25 protein-coding genes and 1 tRNA gene are annotated in these 19,509 nt (G+C 42.4%); 20 read left to right on the forward strand and 6 right to left on the reverse strand.

Features of this window, described 5'->3' with window-relative positions:
- Positions 1–12: 12 nt before the first annotated feature.
- The 18 genes from K245_RS0105095 to K245_RS0105180 all read left to right on the forward strand — a co-directional run bounded on the left by K245_RS0105095 (position 13) and on the right by K245_RS0105180 (position 12,582).
- The gene (locus K245_RS0105095; protein ID WP_027358431.1) at positions 13–906 is read left to right on the forward strand and encodes a lysophospholipid acyltransferase family protein; all 894 of its coding nucleotides are present in this window, start codon (positions 13–15) and stop codon (positions 904–906) included.
- 61 nt (positions 907–967) lie between these two features.
- Positions 968–1,141: a Trm112 family protein gene (locus K245_RS27165; RefSeq protein ID WP_084156133.1), complete on the forward strand. Its 174-nt coding sequence runs from the start codon at positions 968–970 to the stop codon at positions 1,139–1,141.
- A gap of 14 nt (positions 1,142–1,155) precedes the next feature.
- Positions 1,156–1,710 (forward strand): DUF4416 family protein, encoded by a 555-nt coding sequence (locus K245_RS0105105; protein ID WP_027358432.1) that lies wholly within the window; start codon positions 1,156–1,158, stop codon positions 1,708–1,710.
- A 27-nt stretch (positions 1,711–1,737) separates the two neighbouring features.
- Positions 1,738–2,619 carry a YicC/YloC family endoribonuclease gene (locus tag K245_RS0105110; protein WP_027358433.1) on the forward strand — a complete coding sequence of 294 codons (882 nt, stop codon included), beginning with the start codon at positions 1,738–1,740 and terminating at the stop codon, positions 2,617–2,619.
- 186 nt (positions 2,620–2,805) lie between these two features.
- Positions 2,806–3,093, forward strand: coding sequence for a DUF370 domain-containing protein (locus K245_RS0105115; protein WP_027358434.1), 288 nt, complete (start codon positions 2,806–2,808; stop codon positions 3,091–3,093).
- Positions 3,083–3,667 (forward strand): guanylate kinase, encoded by a 585-nt coding sequence (gene gmk / locus K245_RS23175; RefSeq protein ID WP_035276525.1) that lies wholly within the window; start codon positions 3,083–3,085, stop codon positions 3,665–3,667. Before K245_RS0105115 ends, gmk begins: the two co-directional genes overlap by 11 nt.
- On the forward strand, positions 3,660–4,436 hold the full coding sequence (rlmB, locus tag K245_RS0105125) for a 23S rRNA (guanosine(2251)-2'-O)-methyltransferase RlmB (protein ID WP_051283892.1): 777 nt from the start codon (positions 3,660–3,662) through the stop codon (positions 4,434–4,436). The genes gmk and rlmB overlap by 8 nt, the downstream gene beginning before the upstream one ends.
- A 177-nt stretch (positions 4,437–4,613) precedes the next feature.
- Positions 4,614–5,837 (forward strand): isocitrate dehydrogenase (NADP(+)), encoded by a 1,224-nt coding sequence (gene icd, locus K245_RS0105130; RefSeq protein WP_027358436.1) that lies wholly within the window; start codon positions 4,614–4,616, stop codon positions 5,835–5,837.
- A 102-nt stretch (positions 5,838–5,939) separates the two neighbouring features.
- Positions 5,940–6,662: a ComF family protein gene (locus tag K245_RS0105135; protein ID WP_198013833.1), complete on the forward strand. Its 723-nt coding sequence runs from the start codon at positions 5,940–5,942 to the stop codon at positions 6,660–6,662.
- 84 nt (positions 6,663–6,746) lie between these two features.
- Positions 6,747–7,538, forward strand: coding sequence for a carbon-nitrogen family hydrolase (locus K245_RS0105140; protein WP_027358438.1), 792 nt, complete (start codon positions 6,747–6,749; stop codon positions 7,536–7,538).
- Positions 7,535–8,314 carry a peptidoglycan editing factor PgeF gene (gene pgeF, locus K245_RS0105145; RefSeq protein ID WP_051283894.1) on the forward strand — a complete coding sequence of 260 codons (780 nt, stop codon included), beginning with the start codon at positions 7,535–7,537 and terminating at the stop codon, positions 8,312–8,314. The genes K245_RS0105140 and pgeF overlap by 4 nt, the downstream gene beginning before the upstream one ends.
- A gap of 29 nt (positions 8,315–8,343) precedes the next feature.
- Positions 8,344–8,601, forward strand: a complete 258-nt coding sequence (locus tag K245_RS0105150) for a hypothetical protein (protein ID WP_156906703.1) — start codon at positions 8,344–8,346, stop codon at positions 8,599–8,601.
- A gap of 71 nt (positions 8,602–8,672) precedes the next feature.
- The gene (gene selD, locus K245_RS0105155) at positions 8,673–9,725 is read left to right on the forward strand and encodes a selenide, water dikinase SelD (protein ID WP_084156134.1); all 1,053 of its coding nucleotides are present in this window, start codon (positions 8,673–8,675) and stop codon (positions 9,723–9,725) included.
- Positions 9,726–9,866: 141 nt separating this feature from the next.
- Complete coding sequence (locus K245_RS0105160) at positions 9,867–10,085, forward strand: AtpZ/AtpI family protein (protein WP_027358442.1); 219 nt, start codon at positions 9,867–9,869, stop codon at positions 10,083–10,085.
- A 5-nt stretch (positions 10,086–10,090) separates the two neighbouring features.
- Positions 10,091–10,477: an ATP synthase subunit I gene (locus K245_RS0105165; protein WP_027358443.1), complete on the forward strand. Its 387-nt coding sequence runs from the start codon at positions 10,091–10,093 to the stop codon at positions 10,475–10,477.
- Positions 10,478–11,167, forward strand: coding sequence for a F0F1 ATP synthase subunit A (atpB, locus tag K245_RS0105170; protein WP_027358444.1), 690 nt, complete (start codon positions 10,478–10,480; stop codon positions 11,165–11,167).
- Positions 11,168–11,268: 101 nt separating this feature from the next.
- Entirely contained in the window at positions 11,269–11,550 is a 282-nt protein-coding gene (gene atpE, locus K245_RS0105175; RefSeq protein ID WP_027358445.1) for an ATP synthase F0 subunit C, read from the forward strand.
- Between the two features lie 438 nt (positions 11,551–11,988).
- Entirely contained in the window at positions 11,989–12,582 is a 594-nt protein-coding gene (locus K245_RS0105180; protein WP_027358446.1) for a serine integrase family protein, read from the forward strand.
- Between the two features lie 98 nt (positions 12,583–12,680).
- Here the strand turns inward: K245_RS0105180 and tpx are convergent, their stop codons facing one another.
- A complete protein-coding gene (tpx, locus tag K245_RS0105185; RefSeq protein ID WP_027358447.1) occupies positions 12,681–13,181 on the reverse strand; it encodes a thiol peroxidase in 501 nt (166 codons plus the stop codon).
- Positions 13,182–13,673: 492 nt separating this feature from the next.
- Between tpx and K245_RS0105195 the strand changes: the two genes are divergently transcribed.
- The gene (locus K245_RS0105195) at positions 13,674–14,246 is read left to right on the forward strand and encodes a VOC family protein (protein ID WP_027358449.1); all 573 of its coding nucleotides are present in this window, start codon (positions 13,674–13,676) and stop codon (positions 14,244–14,246) included.
- 38 nt (positions 14,247–14,284) lie between these two features.
- On the opposite strand, the gene K245_RS0105200 is transcribed toward K245_RS0105195, so the two are convergent.
- From K245_RS0105200 to gltX, 5 genes are all read right to left on the reverse strand, one after another.
- A complete protein-coding gene (locus K245_RS0105200) occupies positions 14,285–14,674 on the reverse strand; it encodes a PaaI family thioesterase (protein WP_232223796.1) in 390 nt (129 codons plus the stop codon).
- A gap of 28 nt (positions 14,675–14,702) precedes the next feature.
- Positions 14,703–15,941: a GAF domain-containing sensor histidine kinase gene (locus K245_RS0105205; RefSeq protein WP_027358451.1), complete on the reverse strand. Its 1,239-nt coding sequence runs from the start codon at positions 15,939–15,941 to the stop codon at positions 14,703–14,705.
- Between the two features lie 163 nt (positions 15,942–16,104).
- On the reverse strand, positions 16,105–17,256 hold the full coding sequence (locus tag K245_RS26365; RefSeq protein ID WP_051283895.1) for a response regulator: 1,152 nt from the start codon (positions 17,254–17,256) through the stop codon (positions 16,105–16,107).
- Positions 17,257–17,489: 233 nt separating this feature from the next.
- Positions 17,490–17,563: transfer RNA gene (locus tag K245_RS0105215), tRNA-Gln, on the reverse strand.
- 60 nt (positions 17,564–17,623) lie between these two features.
- The gene (gltX, locus tag K245_RS0105220) at positions 17,624–19,051 is read right to left on the reverse strand and encodes a glutamate--tRNA ligase (protein ID WP_035276545.1); all 1,428 of its coding nucleotides are present in this window, start codon (positions 19,049–19,051) and stop codon (positions 17,624–17,626) included.
- A gap of 262 nt (positions 19,052–19,313) precedes the next feature.
- Here gltX and rpmF point away from each other — a divergent pair, with 262 nt between their 5' ends.
- Positions 19,314–19,496, forward strand: coding sequence for a 50S ribosomal protein L32 (gene rpmF, locus K245_RS0105225; RefSeq protein WP_027358453.1), 183 nt, complete (start codon positions 19,314–19,316; stop codon positions 19,494–19,496).
- The last annotated feature ends 13 nt before the right edge of the window (positions 19,497–19,509 follow it).

A 19,509-nucleotide genomic window follows, 5' to 3' on the forward strand; every position in this document is an offset into this window, starting at 1 on the left:
ACAGGTGAAGAAATGGAAACAAAACCCGGCTGTTTTGAAAATATCCAGTTTTTTATTCTGAGAACAATTATAAATTTGATGTCCCTTATTCCTCCTGAGTCATATGGCTTTTTGTCGGGGATTATCGGCAGGCTCTGGCTTAGAATTGACAAGAGGCATGCAAAAATAGCCCTTGAAAATATGTGGAGCGCTTATGGGATGAGTCTTCCCGAAAAAGACATCCTTGATCTAAGAGAGCGGCATTTTATTCAGTTTGCAAGACTGTTATTTGATATACCCAGAATATTCAGACTCAAAAAAAGCAATCTGGATGATTTTGTTTTATTTGAAGGCACATATAATCTGCAAAAGGCATTTGAAAGCAACAAAGGCGTAATGCTTATTACGGCTCACATGGGAAATTGGGAACTGATGGCTGTTTCTGTGCCGATTAGGTTCGGAAAGTCTCTGAATGTTATTGCAAGGCCCCTTGATTACGAGCCGATGGGGCGTATTGCAAATGAGCTGAGGGAAATAAGTGGAAACAGGGTTCTTAACAAGTACGATGCAGGGGGGATAATGCGCAGGCTTCTTGCAGGCAGGGAGAGTGTGGGTATACTCCTTGACCAGAAAGCCTCGGGGAGTCAGGCCGTCGATGTCCCTTTTCTCGGAAGACCGGCCCTTACCAACAAAGTAGCTGCCCTCCTGGCCCTTAGATATGACGCATGTGTGGTGCCTGCATTTAATTACAGAATGCCTGACGGCAGGTACAGGGTCATTTTTGACAAGCCAGTCAAACTGACAAAGTCGGGGGATACTTCGGCTGACATTATTGACAATACAAGACGATTTAACCAGATAATTGAAAAGCATGTCAGGGCAGCTCCGGAGAACTGGTTCTGGACCCACAGACGGTGGCGGCACTGATCCTTATCTGAACTTATCAGGTATGACATGCCTGTTGAAATATTTATTACGGAGGAAGACAATGGCCATAAAAAAGGAACTTCTTGAAATACTTGCCTGTCCTAAATGCAAGGGTGATGTAATTCTTAATGAAAAAGGCGACGGCCTAATATGCAATGCATGCAGACTTGTTTACGAGATCAGGAATGATATTCCTATTATGCTGATTGACGAGGCAAAACCCTTAAAAGACTGATTTCCGGGAGTTCGATGAGCGTTCCAAAACCACCTGAAAAGGCAAAGCTTGTGATGGGAGCCTATATGCAGGACAGAACTCTTTTCGGAGAGCTTCTGGAAAAGCTTGGGACTCTTTTCGGTGGTTATGACATGATTTCTGCTTGGCTTCCGTTCGGAGACACAGATTATTATGAGGAAGAAATGGGACATCCCTTGTGGAGAAGGCTTGTTTCATTTGAAAAATTGATTGAGCAGCTTGATCTGTCTGAAATCAAGAAAGCCACGAATAATCTTGAAAAAGAATACCTGATTTCAGGAAACAGGCGAATCAATATAGATCCCGGCTACATGCTTTCAGAGCGTTTTGTTCTCGCTACCGGCAAAAATTTCTCCCACAGGATTCATGTGGGAGAAGGGATTTATGCTGACCTGACCCTCATCTACAGAGGAAAGGGCTTTCAGTCTCTGCCGTGGACTTATCCTGATTATGTAAAAGAGGAGATGACAGGATATCTTGAAAGAATAAGGGCAAAATACAGGTTTGATCTTGAGAAATTCAAGATGGAAAAGAGGCCTGATAAAATATGATTAGGATAAAATGGGATTAGGTAAAATATGATTAGAAGTATGACCGGATTTGCCCAGGCCGAAAAAATGGCGGAAGGCGCATCGGCCTCAGTTGTTATCAGGACTTACAACAGCAAGAGTCTTGATCTGTCGGTTAAGATATACGGAGGCCCGTCCGAGCTTGAGGAAAAAATCAGGGCATATGTGTCTTCGAGAATTTCCCGTGGCAGGGTGGAGCTGAAAGTTAACATAAACGAGACTTCGGAAGACGTAAAAAATTATGAAGTCGATATATTAAGGGCTAAAGCATATTACAAGGCCATGACAGGCATAAGAGACGAACTTGGAATAAAGCAGGAAGTCAGCCTTGAGAACGTAATCTCGGGCGGTGGCATCATACGTTTTCAGGAAACATATCTCCCTGTTGAAAGATACTGGGTTCCGCTTGAGGACGCCCTTGCTTCAGCAATAAAAGAGCTCATGGAAATGAGAAAGAGGGAAGGTGAGAATCTTCAGGTAGATTTAAAGGCAAGAATTGATTTCATTGATGTTTCGATTGACAAAATTGAGAAGATTTCAGCCGAGCTTCCTCAAATATACAGAGAAAAGCTTGTCGAGAGAATAAAAAACCTGACCAAGGGGATCATAGAACTCGATGCTGACCGGATCATTCAGGAAGCAGCATTTATGGCTGACAAGACTGATATTTCAGAGGAAATAGTAAGGGCGAGGAGCCATGTGGCTCTTTTCCTTGAAACCATGTACGGAGCCGAGCCAGCAGGCAGGAAAATGAATTTTCTTGTCCAGGAATTCGGACGGGAATTCAACACCATAGGCTCAAAGACATCGAGCACAGATGTTTCCCATCTCGTTGTCGAAGTTAAGTCTGAGCTTGAAAAACTCCGCGAGCAGATTCAGAATGTAGAATGATTTTAATGGTTTTTGCTTTTTTGAATGTATGTTTTTTGTTCTGTAACAACGATCAAAAATCAGACTTCTAAAATCAAAAATACAAGGAGTCCCCTGCCGGTTTTTTAAGCTCGGCCCGCCGCAGGCAACTCTGATTTAACAAACATTATTTCAGCCAGTTAATTGTCTGGCAAAGCAGGAGCGTTCATGGCCGGAAAGTCTGACCAGAAACTTCTTAATATAGGATTTGGAAGCAGCGTAGTGGCCGAAAGGGTGGTTGCAATAATGTCTCCCAACTCTGCGCCCATGAAAAGACTCAAGGATGATGCCAAGGAAGAAAAAAGGCTTGTGGACGCTACCCACGGAAGAAAGACCAGGTCAATCCTTGTAATGGACAGCAACCATATAATTTTATCGGCAATACAGGCGGAAACCGTATCAGGAAGGTTCATGGCCTTAAAAGACCAGCCCCAGGAGAATGGAAATGACGTCTAAAAACAAAGGAGTGCTTTTTGTCATATCTGCTCCGTCAGGAGCGGGTAAATCAACTCTGATAAAAGTGCTTATGCAGAATGTCCCTGACCTTATTTTTTCAGTTTCTCATACCACAAGGGCTCCAAGAGCAGGTGAATCCCACGGCAGGGATTATTTTTTTGTGGATAAACACGAATTCGAGGATATGATTGAAACCGGCAGACTTGCCGAATGGGCCAAGGTTCATGACAATTATTACGGTACATCAAGGGCGTTTATTGAAGAGAATTTATCCTCAGGTGCCGGAATAATTCTTGACATTGATGTCCAGGGCAAGGAGCTTATCGAAAAAGTCTTTCCTGAATGCGTAACCATATTTATAATGCCTCCTTCCATTGATGTTCTGAGGCAGAGGTTATCCGCACGGGGGACAGAAACGCCAGAGAGCATTGCAAAGAGAATGGGGAATGCTGAAATAGAGATCTCAAAAACGGATTCCTATAAGCATATTGTAATTAATGACGACCTTGATGTCGCCTCTGAAGAGATCATAAATATTGTGTCCGGTTATATGATCAGGAGTTCACTTGCATAACAGAAAAAAAAAGCCTGTTTCAGACTCAAGAAATGAAGAAATTCTATATGGATTCAATTCTGTATTTGAGGCTGTCAGGGCAAAGCGCCGTAAAATATTCGAGGTTTCAGTATCCAAAGACAAGGCCGATGAAAAATTTGCTCAGTTTATTTCCGGTCTTGGGTTGACTGGTATAAGGACTACAAAAATCTCATCAGATCAGATGGCCTTTTTGACAAAGAGTGAGATGAATCAGGGGATCGCTGCCAGGGTAAGTCCTTACAAATCCTATGAATTTGAAGATCTTGAGGGTTTTAAGTCTGGTGATAAGGCTCCTTTGTATTTGATATTGGACAGCATCGAAGATCCCCATAATTTCGGTGCTCTTTGCAGAACAGCCCTTGCAGCAGGAGTTGATGCAGTGATCGTTCCAAAGGACAGAGCCTCTGGTCCTACACCCACGGTTTCAAGGGTATCAGCCGGAGCTTTGGAGCATCTCAGGATTGTGGTGGTCACAAATCTTGTGAATGCCATCAAGGCACTCAAGGATTCTGGCGTTTGGGTTTCAGGTCTTGACGGAAGCGGAGATAAAACTGTTTTTGCTGCGGATTTCAGAGGGCCGACAGGAATCGTTGTCGGAGGAGAAGATTCAGGGCTCAGGGATCTTGTGAGAAAAAATTGTGATTTTCTTGTCTCTATTCCCCAGGTAGGTCCTGTTAATTCACTGAATGCGTCCGTGGCCGGAGCAATCGCTGTTTACGAGGCTGTCAGGCAGAGGCTTGGTGCGTGAAGTTCATTTTTTGAAGCTGAGTATCTGCCTTGTTTGATATACGCATCAATATGATATACGTTTTTGCGGAATCTTTTTTGATGCAATAAAGATCCGTTAAAAAAAAACTGAAAAGTTATAAATCAGATATATTTGAAATTATAATCCGAATAATTTTTTTTTGAAAGGGAAAGAAAAATGGCTGAGAAAATTACAATAAGCAAGGATGGCTCAATAAATGTTCCGGATAACCCTATTATTCCTTTTATAGAAGGCGACGGAACCGGTCCTGATATCTGGCGCGCCACCCAGCTCGTAATAGACGCAGCCGTTGAAAAATCATATGGTGGGAAGAAAAAAATAAGTTGGCTTGAGCTTCCGATAGGAGAAAAGGGATTTGAGAAAACCGGCCAGTATCTTTCTGATGAGTCCCTTAAAATGATTGAAGATCATGTTGTTGCAATCAAAGGGCCTCTGACTACTCCGGTTGGTAAAGGTATCAGAAGTCTGAACGTAACCATTAGACAGAAACTTGATCTTTATGCTTGTATTCGTCCTGTAAAATATATTGACCCTGTTCCAAGTCCGGTTAAAAATCCTGAAAAAGTTAATATGGTAATTTTCCGTGAAAACACCGAAGATGTTTATGCAGGTATAGAGTTTGAGGCTGGCTCAGAAAAAGCGCTTAAATTAACCGAGTTTTTGAAAAAAGAATTGGGAGTAGGTGCAGAGCTTCCTGAAAACGCAGGAATTGGCATCAAACCCATGAGCGCCGTAAATTCCAAAAGACTCGTTGCCAGCGCAATTCGTCATGCTCTTGATAATGGTTTCAAAACCGTTACCCTGATGCATAAAGGCAATATCATGAAGTTTACTGAAGGCGCTTTCAGTAAATGGGGATATGAAGTTGCAAAAGAACTTTTTCCTGGAAAGGTTATTGCTGAGGGCGAACTTTGGGATAAATATAACGGAAAGCAGCCTGACGGAGTTGTCGTAATAAATGATAGAATAGCCGACATGATTTTTCAGCAGGTTCTTTTAAGACCAGAGGATTTCGGCGTAATTGCCTGTCCAAATCTGAACGGAGATTATCTTTCAGATGCTCTCGCTGCCCAGGTAGGCGGACTTGGTATTGCCCCAGGAGCAAATATTGGTGATAAGGCTGCTGTTTTTGAAGCCACCCACGGGACAGCGCCCAAGTATGCAGGGCTTGACAAGGTCAATCCTGGCTCGCTCATTCTTTCAGGAGTAATGATGCTTGACTATATGGGCTGGAAAGAAGCTGCAAAAATGGTTCGTGAGGCTCTTCAGAAGGCAATCAGGGCCGGAAGGGTGACCTACGATCTGGAGCGTCAGATGGAAGGCGCAGTTACTGTGAAATGCTCGGAATTTGGTCATGAGATTGTGAAGCATATGGCATAAATTATTATGCAGATATCCTTTTTAAAAAGGATTTTAATCCGCATCGCACTGGCATTAAGAGACGCCTGTTTTCCTCTTAAATGCCAGGCATGCGGATTTTTTTTGGAACCAGGGAATTCAGGGCCTGAATATGCCCTGGGGAAAAAGACTTATCATGCCCGGAGCATTGATTATGTCCTATGCCCAAAATGCTCCGCCGACCTCAAACATCCATCAAGCCCGATGTGCTCAATCTGCGGCAGAACACTTAAATCAGGGGTGTCTGACAGAAGATGCGGAAATTGCATAACAGATCCGCCTTATTATGATTCAGTGAGATCCGCTTTTTTTTATGAGGGGGCAGCCCGCAGAATTGTTCATTCAATGAAATACAGAGGCATAACAAGGCTTGCTTCTTTCATGGGGGAAGCCACTGCTATAAAATTTGAGGCGAATGATTCTTCCTGCCCATCAATTATTCTTCCTGTTCCACTCCATGATGAGAAATTGAGGCAAAGAGGATATAATCAGGCCGCACTCATCGCTGAATCGATCTGTCTTGCATCTAATGGACCAGCTCATGGACCATTGGAATTTTACTTAGATATTCTTGAAAGAACAGTTAATACAAGAACCCAGGCTGGTCTTCACAAAAAAGAGCGGATCGCCAATGTAAAAAATGCCTTCAGGGTGAAAGTACCTGAAAAGATCGTCGGCCGCCATGTCATTCTCGTGGATGATGTTTTTACAACAGGGGCAACAGTTTCTGCGTGCGCAAAGGCACTGAAACGGGCCGGAGCGTCCAGGGTATCAGTATATACGTTTGCCAGGGTAAAGGATTCATGATTTATAGATTTTCGGTATTTATTGAAGCCGCGAAGGCAGTGAACTTTGCCGGGCTTTTTCAAAAAGCGATCAGCCGGAGGTAAAATGAAGAACGGCAAAATTATAAAAGCCGGGGTTGCCCAGTGGGATATCAGGCTGGGCGATCTGACCCATAATATTGAAAAGGCAGAGCAGTTTATTGAGTCTCTATGTTCAGATGGCGCTGATCTATGCGTATTGCCAGAGATGTGGTCTTCCGGGTTTGATTACAGGAATCTTGACAAGCATGCTGAAAAGACTCCTGTAATACTTGATGGATTGAAGGAAATGTCAGTATCTTTGGGCATCACGATTTGCGGAAGCCTCCCTGAAAAAAGGGATGGCAGGATATTCAACTCCATGTTTGTCGTTGATTCAGGCGAAGTAAAAACTTCTTACAGCAAAATACACCTGTTTACACCAACAGGAGAAGACAGGAGTTTTTCAGCTGGAGAAGGTGCGGTAATATGCCAGACCAAGCATGGGATTCTTGGACTTATAATATGCTATGATCTGAGGTTTCCTGAGCTTTGCAGGGCCTTAACACTCGCAGGAGCAGGGATAATAGTATGCAGTGCCCAGTGGCCAGGAGCAAGAATCCATCACTGGAATACGCTGCTGGCGGCAAGGGCCATAGAAAATCAGGTTTTTATTGTAGCCTCAAACAGATGCGGTAAGGATTCTTCTATCATTTATGGAGGATCTTCAAGAATAATAAGCCCTTACGGGAGAGTGATCGGAGAATGCCATGAAGGCGAGGAGTCTGTGGTCGCAGATATTGATCCTGAAGAGCTGGTAAGATTCAGAAAAATGATGCCATGTCTTGAGCATATAAAGCCAGGGGCATACAATATATGAAAAATTCGAGCTTCATAAGAAAGGATATTTTTGGAGTTCCTGTACTGAAATCTGAAATACTAGAATCTTTTAAAGACCTGTCCCATGGATTTTCAACACGCAGAGGAGGGGAGAGTCCAGCTCCTTATGACAGCCTTAATATTGGAATCGCTGTTGGTGATTTAGAGGAAAATGTCAAAAAAAATAGAAATCTGATATCAGGAATATCCTGTTCAGAAAGATCTGTGTATCTTACTCAGGTACATGGTTCTGAAATTCTGGTAATTAAAAATGACAGCTCAATTCCAGACCCCGATACAGTTAAGGCGGACGGTGTGATCACTGACTGCAAAGATTTGGCTCTCGTAATCCAGACCGCTGACTGTCAGGCCGCTCTCCTTTATGACCCTGTGAAAAAGGTGGCTGGAGCGGTTCATTCTGGCTGGAGAGGCAATGTTTTTGATATCCTTGGCAGAACAGTAAGGAAAATGGCCGAGGTTTTTGATTCTGATCCGTCGGATATAAGAGCCTCCATCGGGCCTTCTCTTGGCCCGTGCTGCGCTGAATTCATTAATTTCAGAACCGAACTTCCGGAAGCGCTATGGGCATATGGAGATGAAAAGTGCTTTTTTGATTTTTGGGAAATAAGCAGGGCGCAGCTTCAGAAAGCAGGATTGCAGGCTGACCGGATTTCTGTATCAGGTCTTTGTACAAAATGTGATAAGGATTCATTCTTTTCTTACAGGGGATCAAAAATCACAGGAAGAATGGCTGGTTTTATATGTATTAACAATTAAATTAGCGGGTTTTAATTATGGGCAACCTGATGTTCAGAATAAAGTATGGACTAAGATACTGGAAACTTTTGACGCATCTTTTATTTGGAACCTATCATTTTGGCGTTAATAATTTCTGGTGGTCAAAATATCCGAGTGTCTTTGGAAGAAGCAATAAATGGAATATCATGAGACTTTTTTTGAGCGCTAAAATGATGCGCGCAAGGTGTTTCATGGGATTTATTCCGCTTGATGATGCGGTGAGAATATTCCCTGGTTATGCTCGGAATCACGGATTCATCGAGTAATCCAACTGTATTGATCTGTCTGGATACTTTTTGTTTTGCAGATTATTAAACTGAATAATGGAGAATTTCCCATGACAAGGGAAGAAAAGGGGCTGCGCCTTACCCAATCGGTCAGTGCATCCGGCTGAGCGGCAAAAATAGATCCAAAGGTTTTGGATCAGATATTGAAAGGCATTCCAAAGAAAAAAGACCCAAGACTTGTTGTTGGTTTTGACTCGGCTGACGATGCCGGCGTTTTTCTGCTTTCTGATGAAATCGCGCTGGTTCAGACCCTGGATTTTTTAACACCGCTTGTGGACGACCCGTTTGCATTTGGCCAGATTGCGGCTGCAAATTCATTGAGCGACGTATACGCAATGGGCGGCAGGCCTCTCACTGCAATGAACATAGTCTGCTTTCCTGTCAATCTGTTTTCTGTGGAAGTTCTCAGGGAAACCCTTGCCGGTGGGCTTTCAAAGATAGAAGAGGCCGGCGCTGTTCTTGCCGGTGGTCACAGCGTTGAGGATAACGAATTCAAATACGGGCTGTCTGTAACAGGATCTGTGAATCCCTTAAAAATACTCAGGAATTCAGGCGCCAGGGAAGGTGATCTTCTTATATTGACAAAAGCCATAGGAACCGGCGTGCTTTCCACCGCCATAAAAGCTGGTGTCGCATCCTCCGGGGATGCTAATAATCTTGTGCGTACTGCATCTGAATTGAACCGGGCCGCGTCGGAGATAATGCTTAAGCATGATGTCGGCGCATGTACGGATGTGACAGGCTTCGGTCTTGCCGGTCATGCAAGGGAGATCGCTGCGGGATCAGGACTCGGGATGATGATTGCTTCTTCCTCTGTGCCCCTTTTGCCCGGAGTTCTTGAATATGCTGGCATGGGGCTTTTGCCCGGAGGTTGCCACAGAACCATGGATTTTTGCAGCAATTATCTGAGCATAGACAAGATGATTCCAAGAAATCTGTCTGATCTTATGTTTGATCCCCAGACATCAGGCGGACTGCTTTTTACGATCAGGGAAAAAGCAGCCTTGTTTTGTGTAGATGAAATGAAAAGCGAAGGTATCGAGGCTGCGATAATTGGCCAGATGACCGGTTCCAATCAGGCAGGAATCATTTCTGTTTTTTGACAGGATCAACGCCTTGATAATGATCTATTTCAAGAAGAAACCCAATATATCCGGATTTTTGGAATTGACTTATGGTACTCCTTGTGTTAACTGCACAAAGTCCAAACAGCAACTTGGTTAAGCAATATCATAAGGGGTTGAATGAAAAGAGAAACCCTTAGGCAGGTCAGGGAACTGGCTTATTATAGCAGTCTCGGTCTGTCTGTGTCTTTGTCGATTTTTATCGGCCTTTTTTTCGGAATCTGGCTTGATGGTAAGATCGGTACTACGCCTTGGTTTACATTGATTTTTCTGGGGTTTGGTATCGCTGCCGGATTCAGAAATATTGCGCTGGCTATCAGGAAGAATAGGGAAAAGTAAGAAAAATGCAGCCACAGGAACGAATTGTCAGATTTGTCAGTCGGTCAAACTGGGTGCTCTTCGCTTTTTTTGTACTTGTCTCTTTTTTTTGTGCTTCAAAGGGTTTTGCTTTTGGGGTTTTGAGCGGGGGAGCCATCGTCACCGTGAATTTTCACATGCTGGCAAGAACCCTTCAAAAGGCCTTTCAGCCTCCCTTTATTGCATCCTATCAGTCAGTGATTGCCAAGTATTATTTGAGATTTCTGGTTAGCGGAATAATTATTTTTATCCTGCTTGGCCTTAAACTCGTACATCCGCTGGGACTTATTATTGGATTATCAGTGGTGGCCGCAAGCTTCATGCTAGCTACCCTGCTTGAGATTAAGAAACTAATTTTCAAGGAGGCTGTTTAGGTGGAACATCCATTTTTATTTTTCGTCAAGCTTTTTGAGGTAGTCGGATTAGGAGGCTTCGCCCATAAATATCCTCATGTGGTTTATTCATGGGTAGTTATGGCGTTTCTGATCATCATGGGATTTCTTGCAACAAGAAAGATCTCCATGGTGCCGGGAAAACTCCAGAATGTTTTTGAAATGTTAATTTCAGGCATCGAAGATTTCATGATCGATGTGGCAGGAGAAGAGGGGCGCTGGTTTTTCCCCATAGTTGGTACGATTTTCATTTATATATTCGTATCTAACTTGGTTGGTCTGATTCCAGGATTTTTCCCGCCGACTGCTGATCTTAACACCACGTTTTCATGCGCCATCGTGGTTTTTGTAGTTACTCATTACATAGGTATCAAGTACCATGGTGTTCATTACGTTCATCATTTTACAGGTCCTGTGTGGTGGATGATTCCGATCATAATGCCGATAGAAATTATTGGCCATTGTGCTCGCGTTCTTTCACTCTCCTTCCGTCTTTTCGGAAACATGTGCGGTCATGAACTGGTTCTCGGGATACTCTTCATGCTTGCAGGGTTTTTTCTTGCGCCGCTGCCAATCATGGCTCTCGGGATTTTTGTCGCCCTTGTTCAGGCATTCGTTTTCTTCCTGCTGTCAGTGATGTATTTCTCCGGATCAATGGAGCATGCACACTAATTAAAAAGTAATACCGCTTTAGGGCTGTATATAAATTTTGATTGGGAAATGGGAAAAGTTTTTTAAATTCAATTTTTTTTCTTCAAAGGAGGAGTTTTAAAATGGAAGCAAATGCACTTCAATTCTTCATCGCATGCGTTACAGCAGCTGGTTTTGGTCTTGCAATCGCAGCATCAATGTGTGGTATAGCTCAGGGTCTTGGCCTTAAGAGCGCAGTAGAAGGTATCGCAAGAAACCCAGAAGCATCTGGTAAGGTTACTGTTACACTTCTTATCGGTCTTGCGATGATCGAATCTCTTTGTATTTATGCTCTTGTTGTTGCTCTTATTCTTATTTATGCACATCCTCAGGCAGCAGCAATCGCTAAGCTTCTTGCTAAGTAATTAAGCGGAAGCCATCGTTTTTATAAAGCAGGAGCCTTTTGGCTTCTGCTTTTTTTTTGTGGCCTGTCAAGTGTTTCCCCTATTTTATTGACACTGCGTCAAAAAGTATCAAAATAACGCTTTTTTTGTTTGAAAAGTTTTGTATTTGATTATAAATAGTTAATCATGAGTGTTCGCCTCTAAATCTTTCCTTGTTTTGAGCTTTTCCGTTATTGTTTATTTGTCTTAAGATACTTTTCCATTAAGCGTCTGTTTTGGCTCCCCTTTTTCATTGCTTTGTGGGATTTCAGCTTCTGCGCGGTTGAGTAAGTTCAGGATAAGATTAAAGCGAATATCATAATCCCTTTCCCCGGGGTTTAATATCCAATAAACAGATCTTATATTAGTTATAACAGGCTGTATTTTTATTCCATTATGGCAAGCATGAAGGAGGCTAAGATGAACGAGTTCTTAAAGCATTTGCGGAGTTCAAGCAAGGATCGTCAGCATCCTCAGAGCCAGCAGAGAGGACAGCAGTACGACCCTAATTTCCAGGATAGAAGAACGGGAAACGAGAGAAGGCACTCTCCTCATCATCGTCCAAGGTATGATTCTGATGAAATGCCGGAAATATTTGACCGTATAAGTTATTTTCTTGAAAAATTGACCGAACAGCAGGTAAGAATAGCGGCTGCCAAGGAAAAACTGGCCGAGACCGAAGAACGAAGAAATCTTATTCTTGAGGCAATAGAAGCCCATCTTGGCGATTTCATGGGTTCAATTGCAGAAGGCGGGATACAGGTCGAAAGAGAGGAAGAATCGCCCGCGATTATTATTCCTGAAAATCTGGACAAGAAAATTGAAGAAAGAATAGCCGAACGTCAGGCCGGTCTCGTTGACCGGGGTATGATTGTCCAGATGGTAAAAAAAATGAGAAAGCAGGGGTCAACATATGAGCAGATAGCCAAATTTCTTGATGATGAGGGTATTCCAACTTTCTCCAAGAAAGGCAAATGGCATGCTCAGACCATTCACCGGCTATGCAAGGCATAATCCCAGCTTAAACATGCATGGGATGCCTGTTACATTATTTGGCTTTTTTCGAAATGGATGGGATCAAAAATTATAATGATTTTTGATCCCTTTATTTTTCAGCTCACCGCTTTTAGCGCGTCTTCATAGTTTGGTTCCGAAGTGGTTTCATTTACGAGTTCAGAGTAAATTACATTCCCTTTTTCATTCACTACAATAACTGATCTGGCGAGAAGTCCTGACAGAGGACTGTCAATAATGGTTACGCCGTATTTTTCTCCAAACTGTCCTGTCCTGAAATCAGATACTGAGTGTACCTTTTCTATACCCTCAGCTCCGCAGAATCTTGCATGAGCAAAAGGAAGGTCCTTTGAAACACATAGTATTACTGTGTTATCGAGCTTAGATGCTGCTTCGTTGAATTTTCTTACTGAAGTAGCGCATACAGGAGTATCTATGCTTGGAAAAATGTTAAGGATAACCTTTTTACCTTTCAGATCTGAAAGTTTTATTTCTGTAAGATCTGTCTTTACAAGGGTGAAATCAGGTGCGAAGGAGCCGTTACTCGGGATCTCTCCGCATGTATTGATAGTGTTGCCTTGAAGAGCTGTTTTTGCCATGATGTTCTCCATTTTTTTAGTTTGATAATAGTTGACATGGTCGCAAAAAGCCTGATTCCCGTAATTCCGGCGGGGACTGTCCCTATGAAAACCGGGAGCCGGAATCCAGAAGTAGCTGAAAAAACAGGATACCGGATCAAGTCCGGTATGACGCCGATGCCTTTATCGACCTTTTTGCGAGTCCATCAAAGATGCCGAATAAAAAACAAGGATCTTATCAAGATATGTTCCCGTTTGTTTAACAATGGTATAAATATGATAAAATTCAAAAGCCTTATTCTCGTTTTTCCGTAGCATTTCTGGATCAGGACGTATCTGAGAATACTTTATGTCTGATCAGGCCCGGCATGATGCTTAAACAAGTTTCTGGCTTTTTGATAGACCATCAAGATACATTTAACATAAAATATTCATAATGAACCCTTATTCAAGTTCAGGTTATAAATTATTTGTATGCGGCCTGGATTATTATATAAATGAGCGGGAGAAGTAATGATTAAATATACTGGCATAAATCATCTGGCTTTGGCAACAGGCAATCTGGAAGAAACGATCACTTTCTGGAGAGACCTTCTTGGGTTTCGCATGGTTCTTGGATATGGCCATGATGGGTACAGGCAGTATTTTTTTGAAATTTCCCCAACCGACCTTATTGCTTTTTTTGAATGGAGGGAGGTTGAGCCGCTTCACTTTAAAGACCACGGTGTCCCTGTCAAAGGGTCGTATGGATTCGATCACGTTTCAATAGGTGTCGCAACAGAGAAGGATCTCAGACATTTGAAGGACAAACTGGAAGCTGCGGGAATATGGGTTTCTGAAGTGGTTGATCATGGATTTATTCTGTCAATATATTCATTTGACCCGAATAATATTCCTGTGGAATTTAGCTCTTATGTCGAAGGCGTTGATATTCGAAAAAAACCAGTTTTCAAGGATTCAAATCCTTGTCCGGCCGCAGCTTCCGGATCTGAGCCAAATTCCGGGGTATGGTGTGAGGTCGGATCATATACTCCGCGATCAGAATGGGTTTCATACCCTGGAGACGGTAAAAAGCTTTTTGACTGATAGCCCGGTGCTCTTATAGGTTCTTTTCTTCGAAAATATTATTTCGAAAGCACATGTTTTTCAGGGGTAAAACAGGTCATTATAGCTTCAAAAATGATTTCACCATCAACCGATACTTTTGTTTTGACTATAAGCTTTTTACCTGATTTTGATTCGATTGATGCCATGGCAACAGCCTTTTTGCCGGTAACCGCAGGTTTTAAGAATTTTGAATCTGCCGAGCCAAGAACTACATTCGGATGATTGACAGCAAGCATGGCTGCGTAATCTGCAAGGCCAAATATAAAGCCTCCATGGACAAGTCCTGAGTCATCAGCCGACATATCTCCGGTCAGTTCCATTTCAACTGTTGACTTTCCGTCTTCAAGGGCGGTTGGTACTCCGCATAATTTTTTTGAAATAGACTTGTGTGTATTAATATTCAACATTTCATCTGTCCTTATAAAAGCTTACGGCTCAATCACCTATTGTTTTCAGCTGAAAGGAAAAAATACTACCATTTTTACCGTCGCTTTCAACCCAAATTTTGCCTGAATGCGAGATTACAGCTAATCTGCAGAAAGTCAGGCCAAGACCGGTTGAGTAATTTGATCCGCGGCTTTTCTGGGTAATCTGGAAATATTTGTCAAAAATAAGCTCGTGGAATGCTGGTTCAATTCCCGGGCCTTTGTCTTTTACAAAAAATACTATTTTGCCCTTCTGGGGTTTTGTAAAACCTACTTCAATATATTCGTTTGCCGTAGAATAGTTTATGGCATTCATAAGAAGGTTTTGCATAACCCTTGTGAGGAGATCCCTGTCTCCCATGAAATAGGATGTTTTGTCTGATTCAGAAGGAAATTTCTCAATTATTTTTACTCCCCTGTTCCTTGCAAGGCTTATTATGCGGGATACTGACTCTTTTAAAAAATCCTCTGGTTCAAGCTTTTCCATGATCAGGGGCATTATTTTTTCCTCAAGTCTTGATATATCGAGAAGATTGAGGATCATTCTGTAAAGAGTATCACAGCCTGACTGAGCTGCTGCAACGTGCTCCTTGTTTTCGCTGGATGAGGTATAGTTTAGTATGTCCAGGTTTGCGGTTACTTCAGAAATAGGGCCTTTTAGATCGTGTATGAGCATTTTGAAAAGATCTGATTTAAGCGATTCAAGCTTTTTTAGCTGTCTGTTCTTCAGAGTCAGGGTTTTCTGGCTTTGTTTGAGCGTTTCTGCCAGTCTGAAATTCTCAAGTGCGCTTATTACATTTCCTGATACAGACAAAATAAGCTCCTGTTCAGGTTTGCTGAAACAGTCCTGGCCTTTTTTTTCAGTAAGGTTGATTACCCCGATAACCTTGTTGCCACTGAATACAGGTGCAAGAAAATATGACTTTTTTTGGTACCTTCCCATTTTTGTGGGTAAAGCCTCTGATGATTTTTCGGAGTTTATCAAGAGGGCCTTTTTGTTTTTGACAACCCAAACAGATGGAGCCTCTTCGCTAAGAGGTTGTTTTATGCCAATAAGATCAGGGTTTGTTGACGCCACGACCTCTATATTCTTGGCTTTGACAAGCATTATCGAACCTTTTTCTGCTCCGACAGCCTCGACTATTTTATGGATAATTTCTTTTACCTTCTTATGAAAATCCATGGATGAATTATTGGAAATTCTGGTTATCTCAATAAGCATTTCAAGAATCTTTTCTTTGTTATTCATCAACATCACCATATTTATCTGATTAGCTCAAAGTCATGGAATATAATTGTCGAAGTCCATGAAGCTGTTTTTTTTGAGAGGGTGCAAACATTTATTTAAATCATCACAGGTAGAAATAACATATATGTATCCATGACAAGAAGGCATAGCTGTCTTAGCTAAATTAAACATTATTACGCATCAGGTCCTTTGCTTCCTGGTTATCAGGATCAATATCAAGAACTGTCTTAAGGATGCCATCAGCCCTTAAGGATCTGCCGTCCGCTATGTATATTTTGGCCAGAGAAAGTTTCAGGTCAACATTGTCAGGCATCTTGGGTTCGATCTTTATCAGGAGATTCATGGCTCTGTTGGTGTCTTCATTAAGAAGATGGATTTTTGCCAGTTTGTACATAAGATCGTATCTGTCCTGGTAGGATGCAATAAGTTCTTCGATAAGTGATTGGGCATAATCAAAGGCTTCATTTTCAAAGCAGAATAATGCTATTTCCTCTTTGAGTGTATCTGAAGATCCTGAGAGTGCAAATGCCTTATCAAGGACAGTTTTTCCTTTTGAGATATTTTTTTTCTGTATCAGGAGCTTTGCAAAATTAATTGATCTGTCGAGTTGTCTCGGGCTTATTTCCATTGCTTTTTCATAGAATTTTACAGCCATATCGACATTGTTGCGTTTCATGTTTATCTCACCGAGGTAATGGAAGGCATAAACATCCAGCCTGTTCATCTTGGCTGCTTTTATGAACCATTTTTCGGCTTCATCTAAATCATTTTTAAGATAGTGCAGATGTGCAATTGTTCTTATGGGCCTTGAAGACAAAGGATCTGAATTCATGGCTTCAGTAGCCCAGATGATTGCTTCGTCAATATTGCCTTTTTCCTCAAGATCCCTTGACGCTTTCAGGTATTTTGTCATGTGGCTGGGATTCTGGCACTGTTCCATTACTTTTTCAATTTTATCACCAAGTGATTTCACTGTAAGGGGCTTAAGTATATATGCATCAATATCTGATTCTGCTGCCTGGGCAACTATGTCCCTTGAGTTTTCGGCGGTGATCATGATTATGGGCATGTCCCTGAGTACCCGGTCTTCCCTTATTTTGTCGAGAAGTTCTATCCCTGTCATTACTGGCATGTTCCAGTCAATTATGGCAAGATCACTGGGCTCTTTTCTAAGGATGTTAAGGCCTTCCCGGCCATTAAAGGCTATCCTGACCCTGTTGCCAATATTAAGGATTTTCAGCATGGCCCTTATGGACTTGCACATGCTCTCCATGTCGTCAACTATTAGAATATTTATGTTATTTAGGTCTATCATGGCTGATCCTTAGAATGAATCCGGTGGGGAATAACACGATGCGAACAGCTGTGGGGAGATGATTGTCAGTACATCATGTTTTGTAAAAATGTAGCAAAAAAAAATCTTTAAATCAAATTTTAAGATTTTTATTCAAGAATAAGACCGGTAAGGAGTTTGAAGAAGGCTTGTGACTATCTGGAAGTTAAGATAAAAAAAGCGATGGGATTAAACCCATCGCTTTGATTTTTTTGTGGCTGGGGAACAGGGACTTGAACCCCGATTAGCGGAGTCAGAATCCGCCGTCCTGCCATTGAACGATTCCCCAAAGAACTTTGGCTATATACCTGTATTTCATTTTAGCTTCAAGCAAAAAATGAAAGAAGTCCTAATTTTTTGCCTGCCCCATGTTTTCAATATAGGCAGCTGCTTTCTTAAGCCGTGAAAGTGTTTTTTCCTTACCAATCACAGCGATGATTTCAAAAATGCCGGGGCTTGCGGTTTTCCCGGTCAGTGCTATTCTCACAGGAGGGCCTGCTTTGCCGAATTTAAGTCCGGTTTCTTCAAGCATTTCATGGAAAACTTTATCAATATTTGCTTCTGAAAAGTCCTCCAATCCATCAATCTTGGCAATAAGTGCATTTACAGGAGCAATGGATTCCGGCTTCATGTGTTTTTTTACAGCTTCTTCGTCGTACACTATTTCATCTTCAAAATAGAATCTCGATGCTTCGGCCATTTCCTCAAGCGTGCGGCATCTTGGGATCAGCGTTTCAACTGCTTTTTCAACATCAATGCCTTCAGGCGGAATTATTCCTGCTTTATCCAGGAATGGTTTAACCAGGTCTTTGAGTTTTGCAGCTCCGGCAGCCTTCATGTGATCAGCATTAAGTGCAAGAAGCTTGTCCATATCAAATACACTTGGCGACTTGCCAATACTGGTCAGATTGAATTTTTCCAAAAGATCTTCGATCGTGAAGAATTCCTGGTCACCATAAGACCATCCGAGTCTGACAAGGTAGTTGACCATTGCTTCAGGCAGGATTCCCATGTCTCTGTACGCAGTAACGGATGTTGCACCGTGGCGCTTGGAAAGTCTTGTCTTGTCTCCGCCCAGAACCATTGGCACATGGCCGAAAAGCGGAAGTTTATATCCTAGGGCGTTGAACAGCATAATCTGCTTTGGAGTGTTGCTGATGTGGTCATCTCCGCGGATGATGGTGTTTATTCCCATTGTTATGTCATCAACCACAACCGCAAGATTGTAAGTAGGGCTTCCGTCACTCCTTAATATAATGAAGTCGTCGAGCTCTTCGTTCTGGATTGCAATATGGCCCTTGATTATATCCTCAATCACTGTAGCTCCGTGGAGAGGCGCCTTGAATCTTACGACAGCATTGTCTGTCTTGGGCAAATTCTTTTCCCTGCATGTTCCGTCATACTTTGGCTTTCTTCCTTCGCTCATGGCCTTTTCACGCATCTCGTCCAGTTTTTCCGGAGAGCATGTGCAATAATAAGCATTACCGGAATCAAGCAGCTTCTGTATATATTCGAGGTAAAGGTCTGTTCTCTGGCTCTGGTAGTAAGGCCCGTCATCCCAGGTTATCCCGAGCCATTTAAGGCCGTCGAATATTGCGTCCACTGAATCCTGGGTGGATCTTTGGGCATCCGTGTCTTCAATTCTGAGGACAAAGTTTCCGCCTTTGTTTCTGGCGTAGAGCCAGTTGAAGATGGCTGTTCTTGCCCCGCCCACATGGAGGTATCCAGAAGGACTTGGGGGAAATCTGGTGATGATTTTATCAATTTTCTGATTCATTTTTATATCCGGTCCATTAAATTTGGTTTTTTTACTTGAAATTTCTGGCCATTGTGCAAGAGTGCCGGAAACTCTTTCACCTACCATAAATGATTTTTTGCTGCAAGCAGAGTATTTTTAATATTCCCTGAAATGCCTTGACATTCGTTTTTAATTCAATTAGTAAAACCGCTACTGTCTATGCTTGCGTTTTTGTTGAGCATTTTGATCAATTAAGGTTTTGATTCTAAATAGTTAATGAAATTTTCGGGAGGATTTAGATATGGCGGTTCCAAAGCGGAAGACCTCCAAATCCAGGAGAGACAAGAGACGTACGCATCAGAAAACATCTGCACCAGCAGTTTCAGCGTGCGCAAACTGCGGAGAAGCAAAGAGACCCCATACTGTATGCCCAAGCTGCGGCACCTACAGAGGTCGTGAACTCGCTCCTCTATCTGTAGAATAGCAAGTGCCCTTTA

The sequence above is a fragment of the Desulforegula conservatrix Mb1Pa genome (assembly GCF_000426225.1).
GTDB classification, from domain to species: Bacteria; Desulfobacterota; Desulfobacteria; order Desulfobacterales; family Desulforegulaceae; genus Desulforegula; species Desulforegula conservatrix.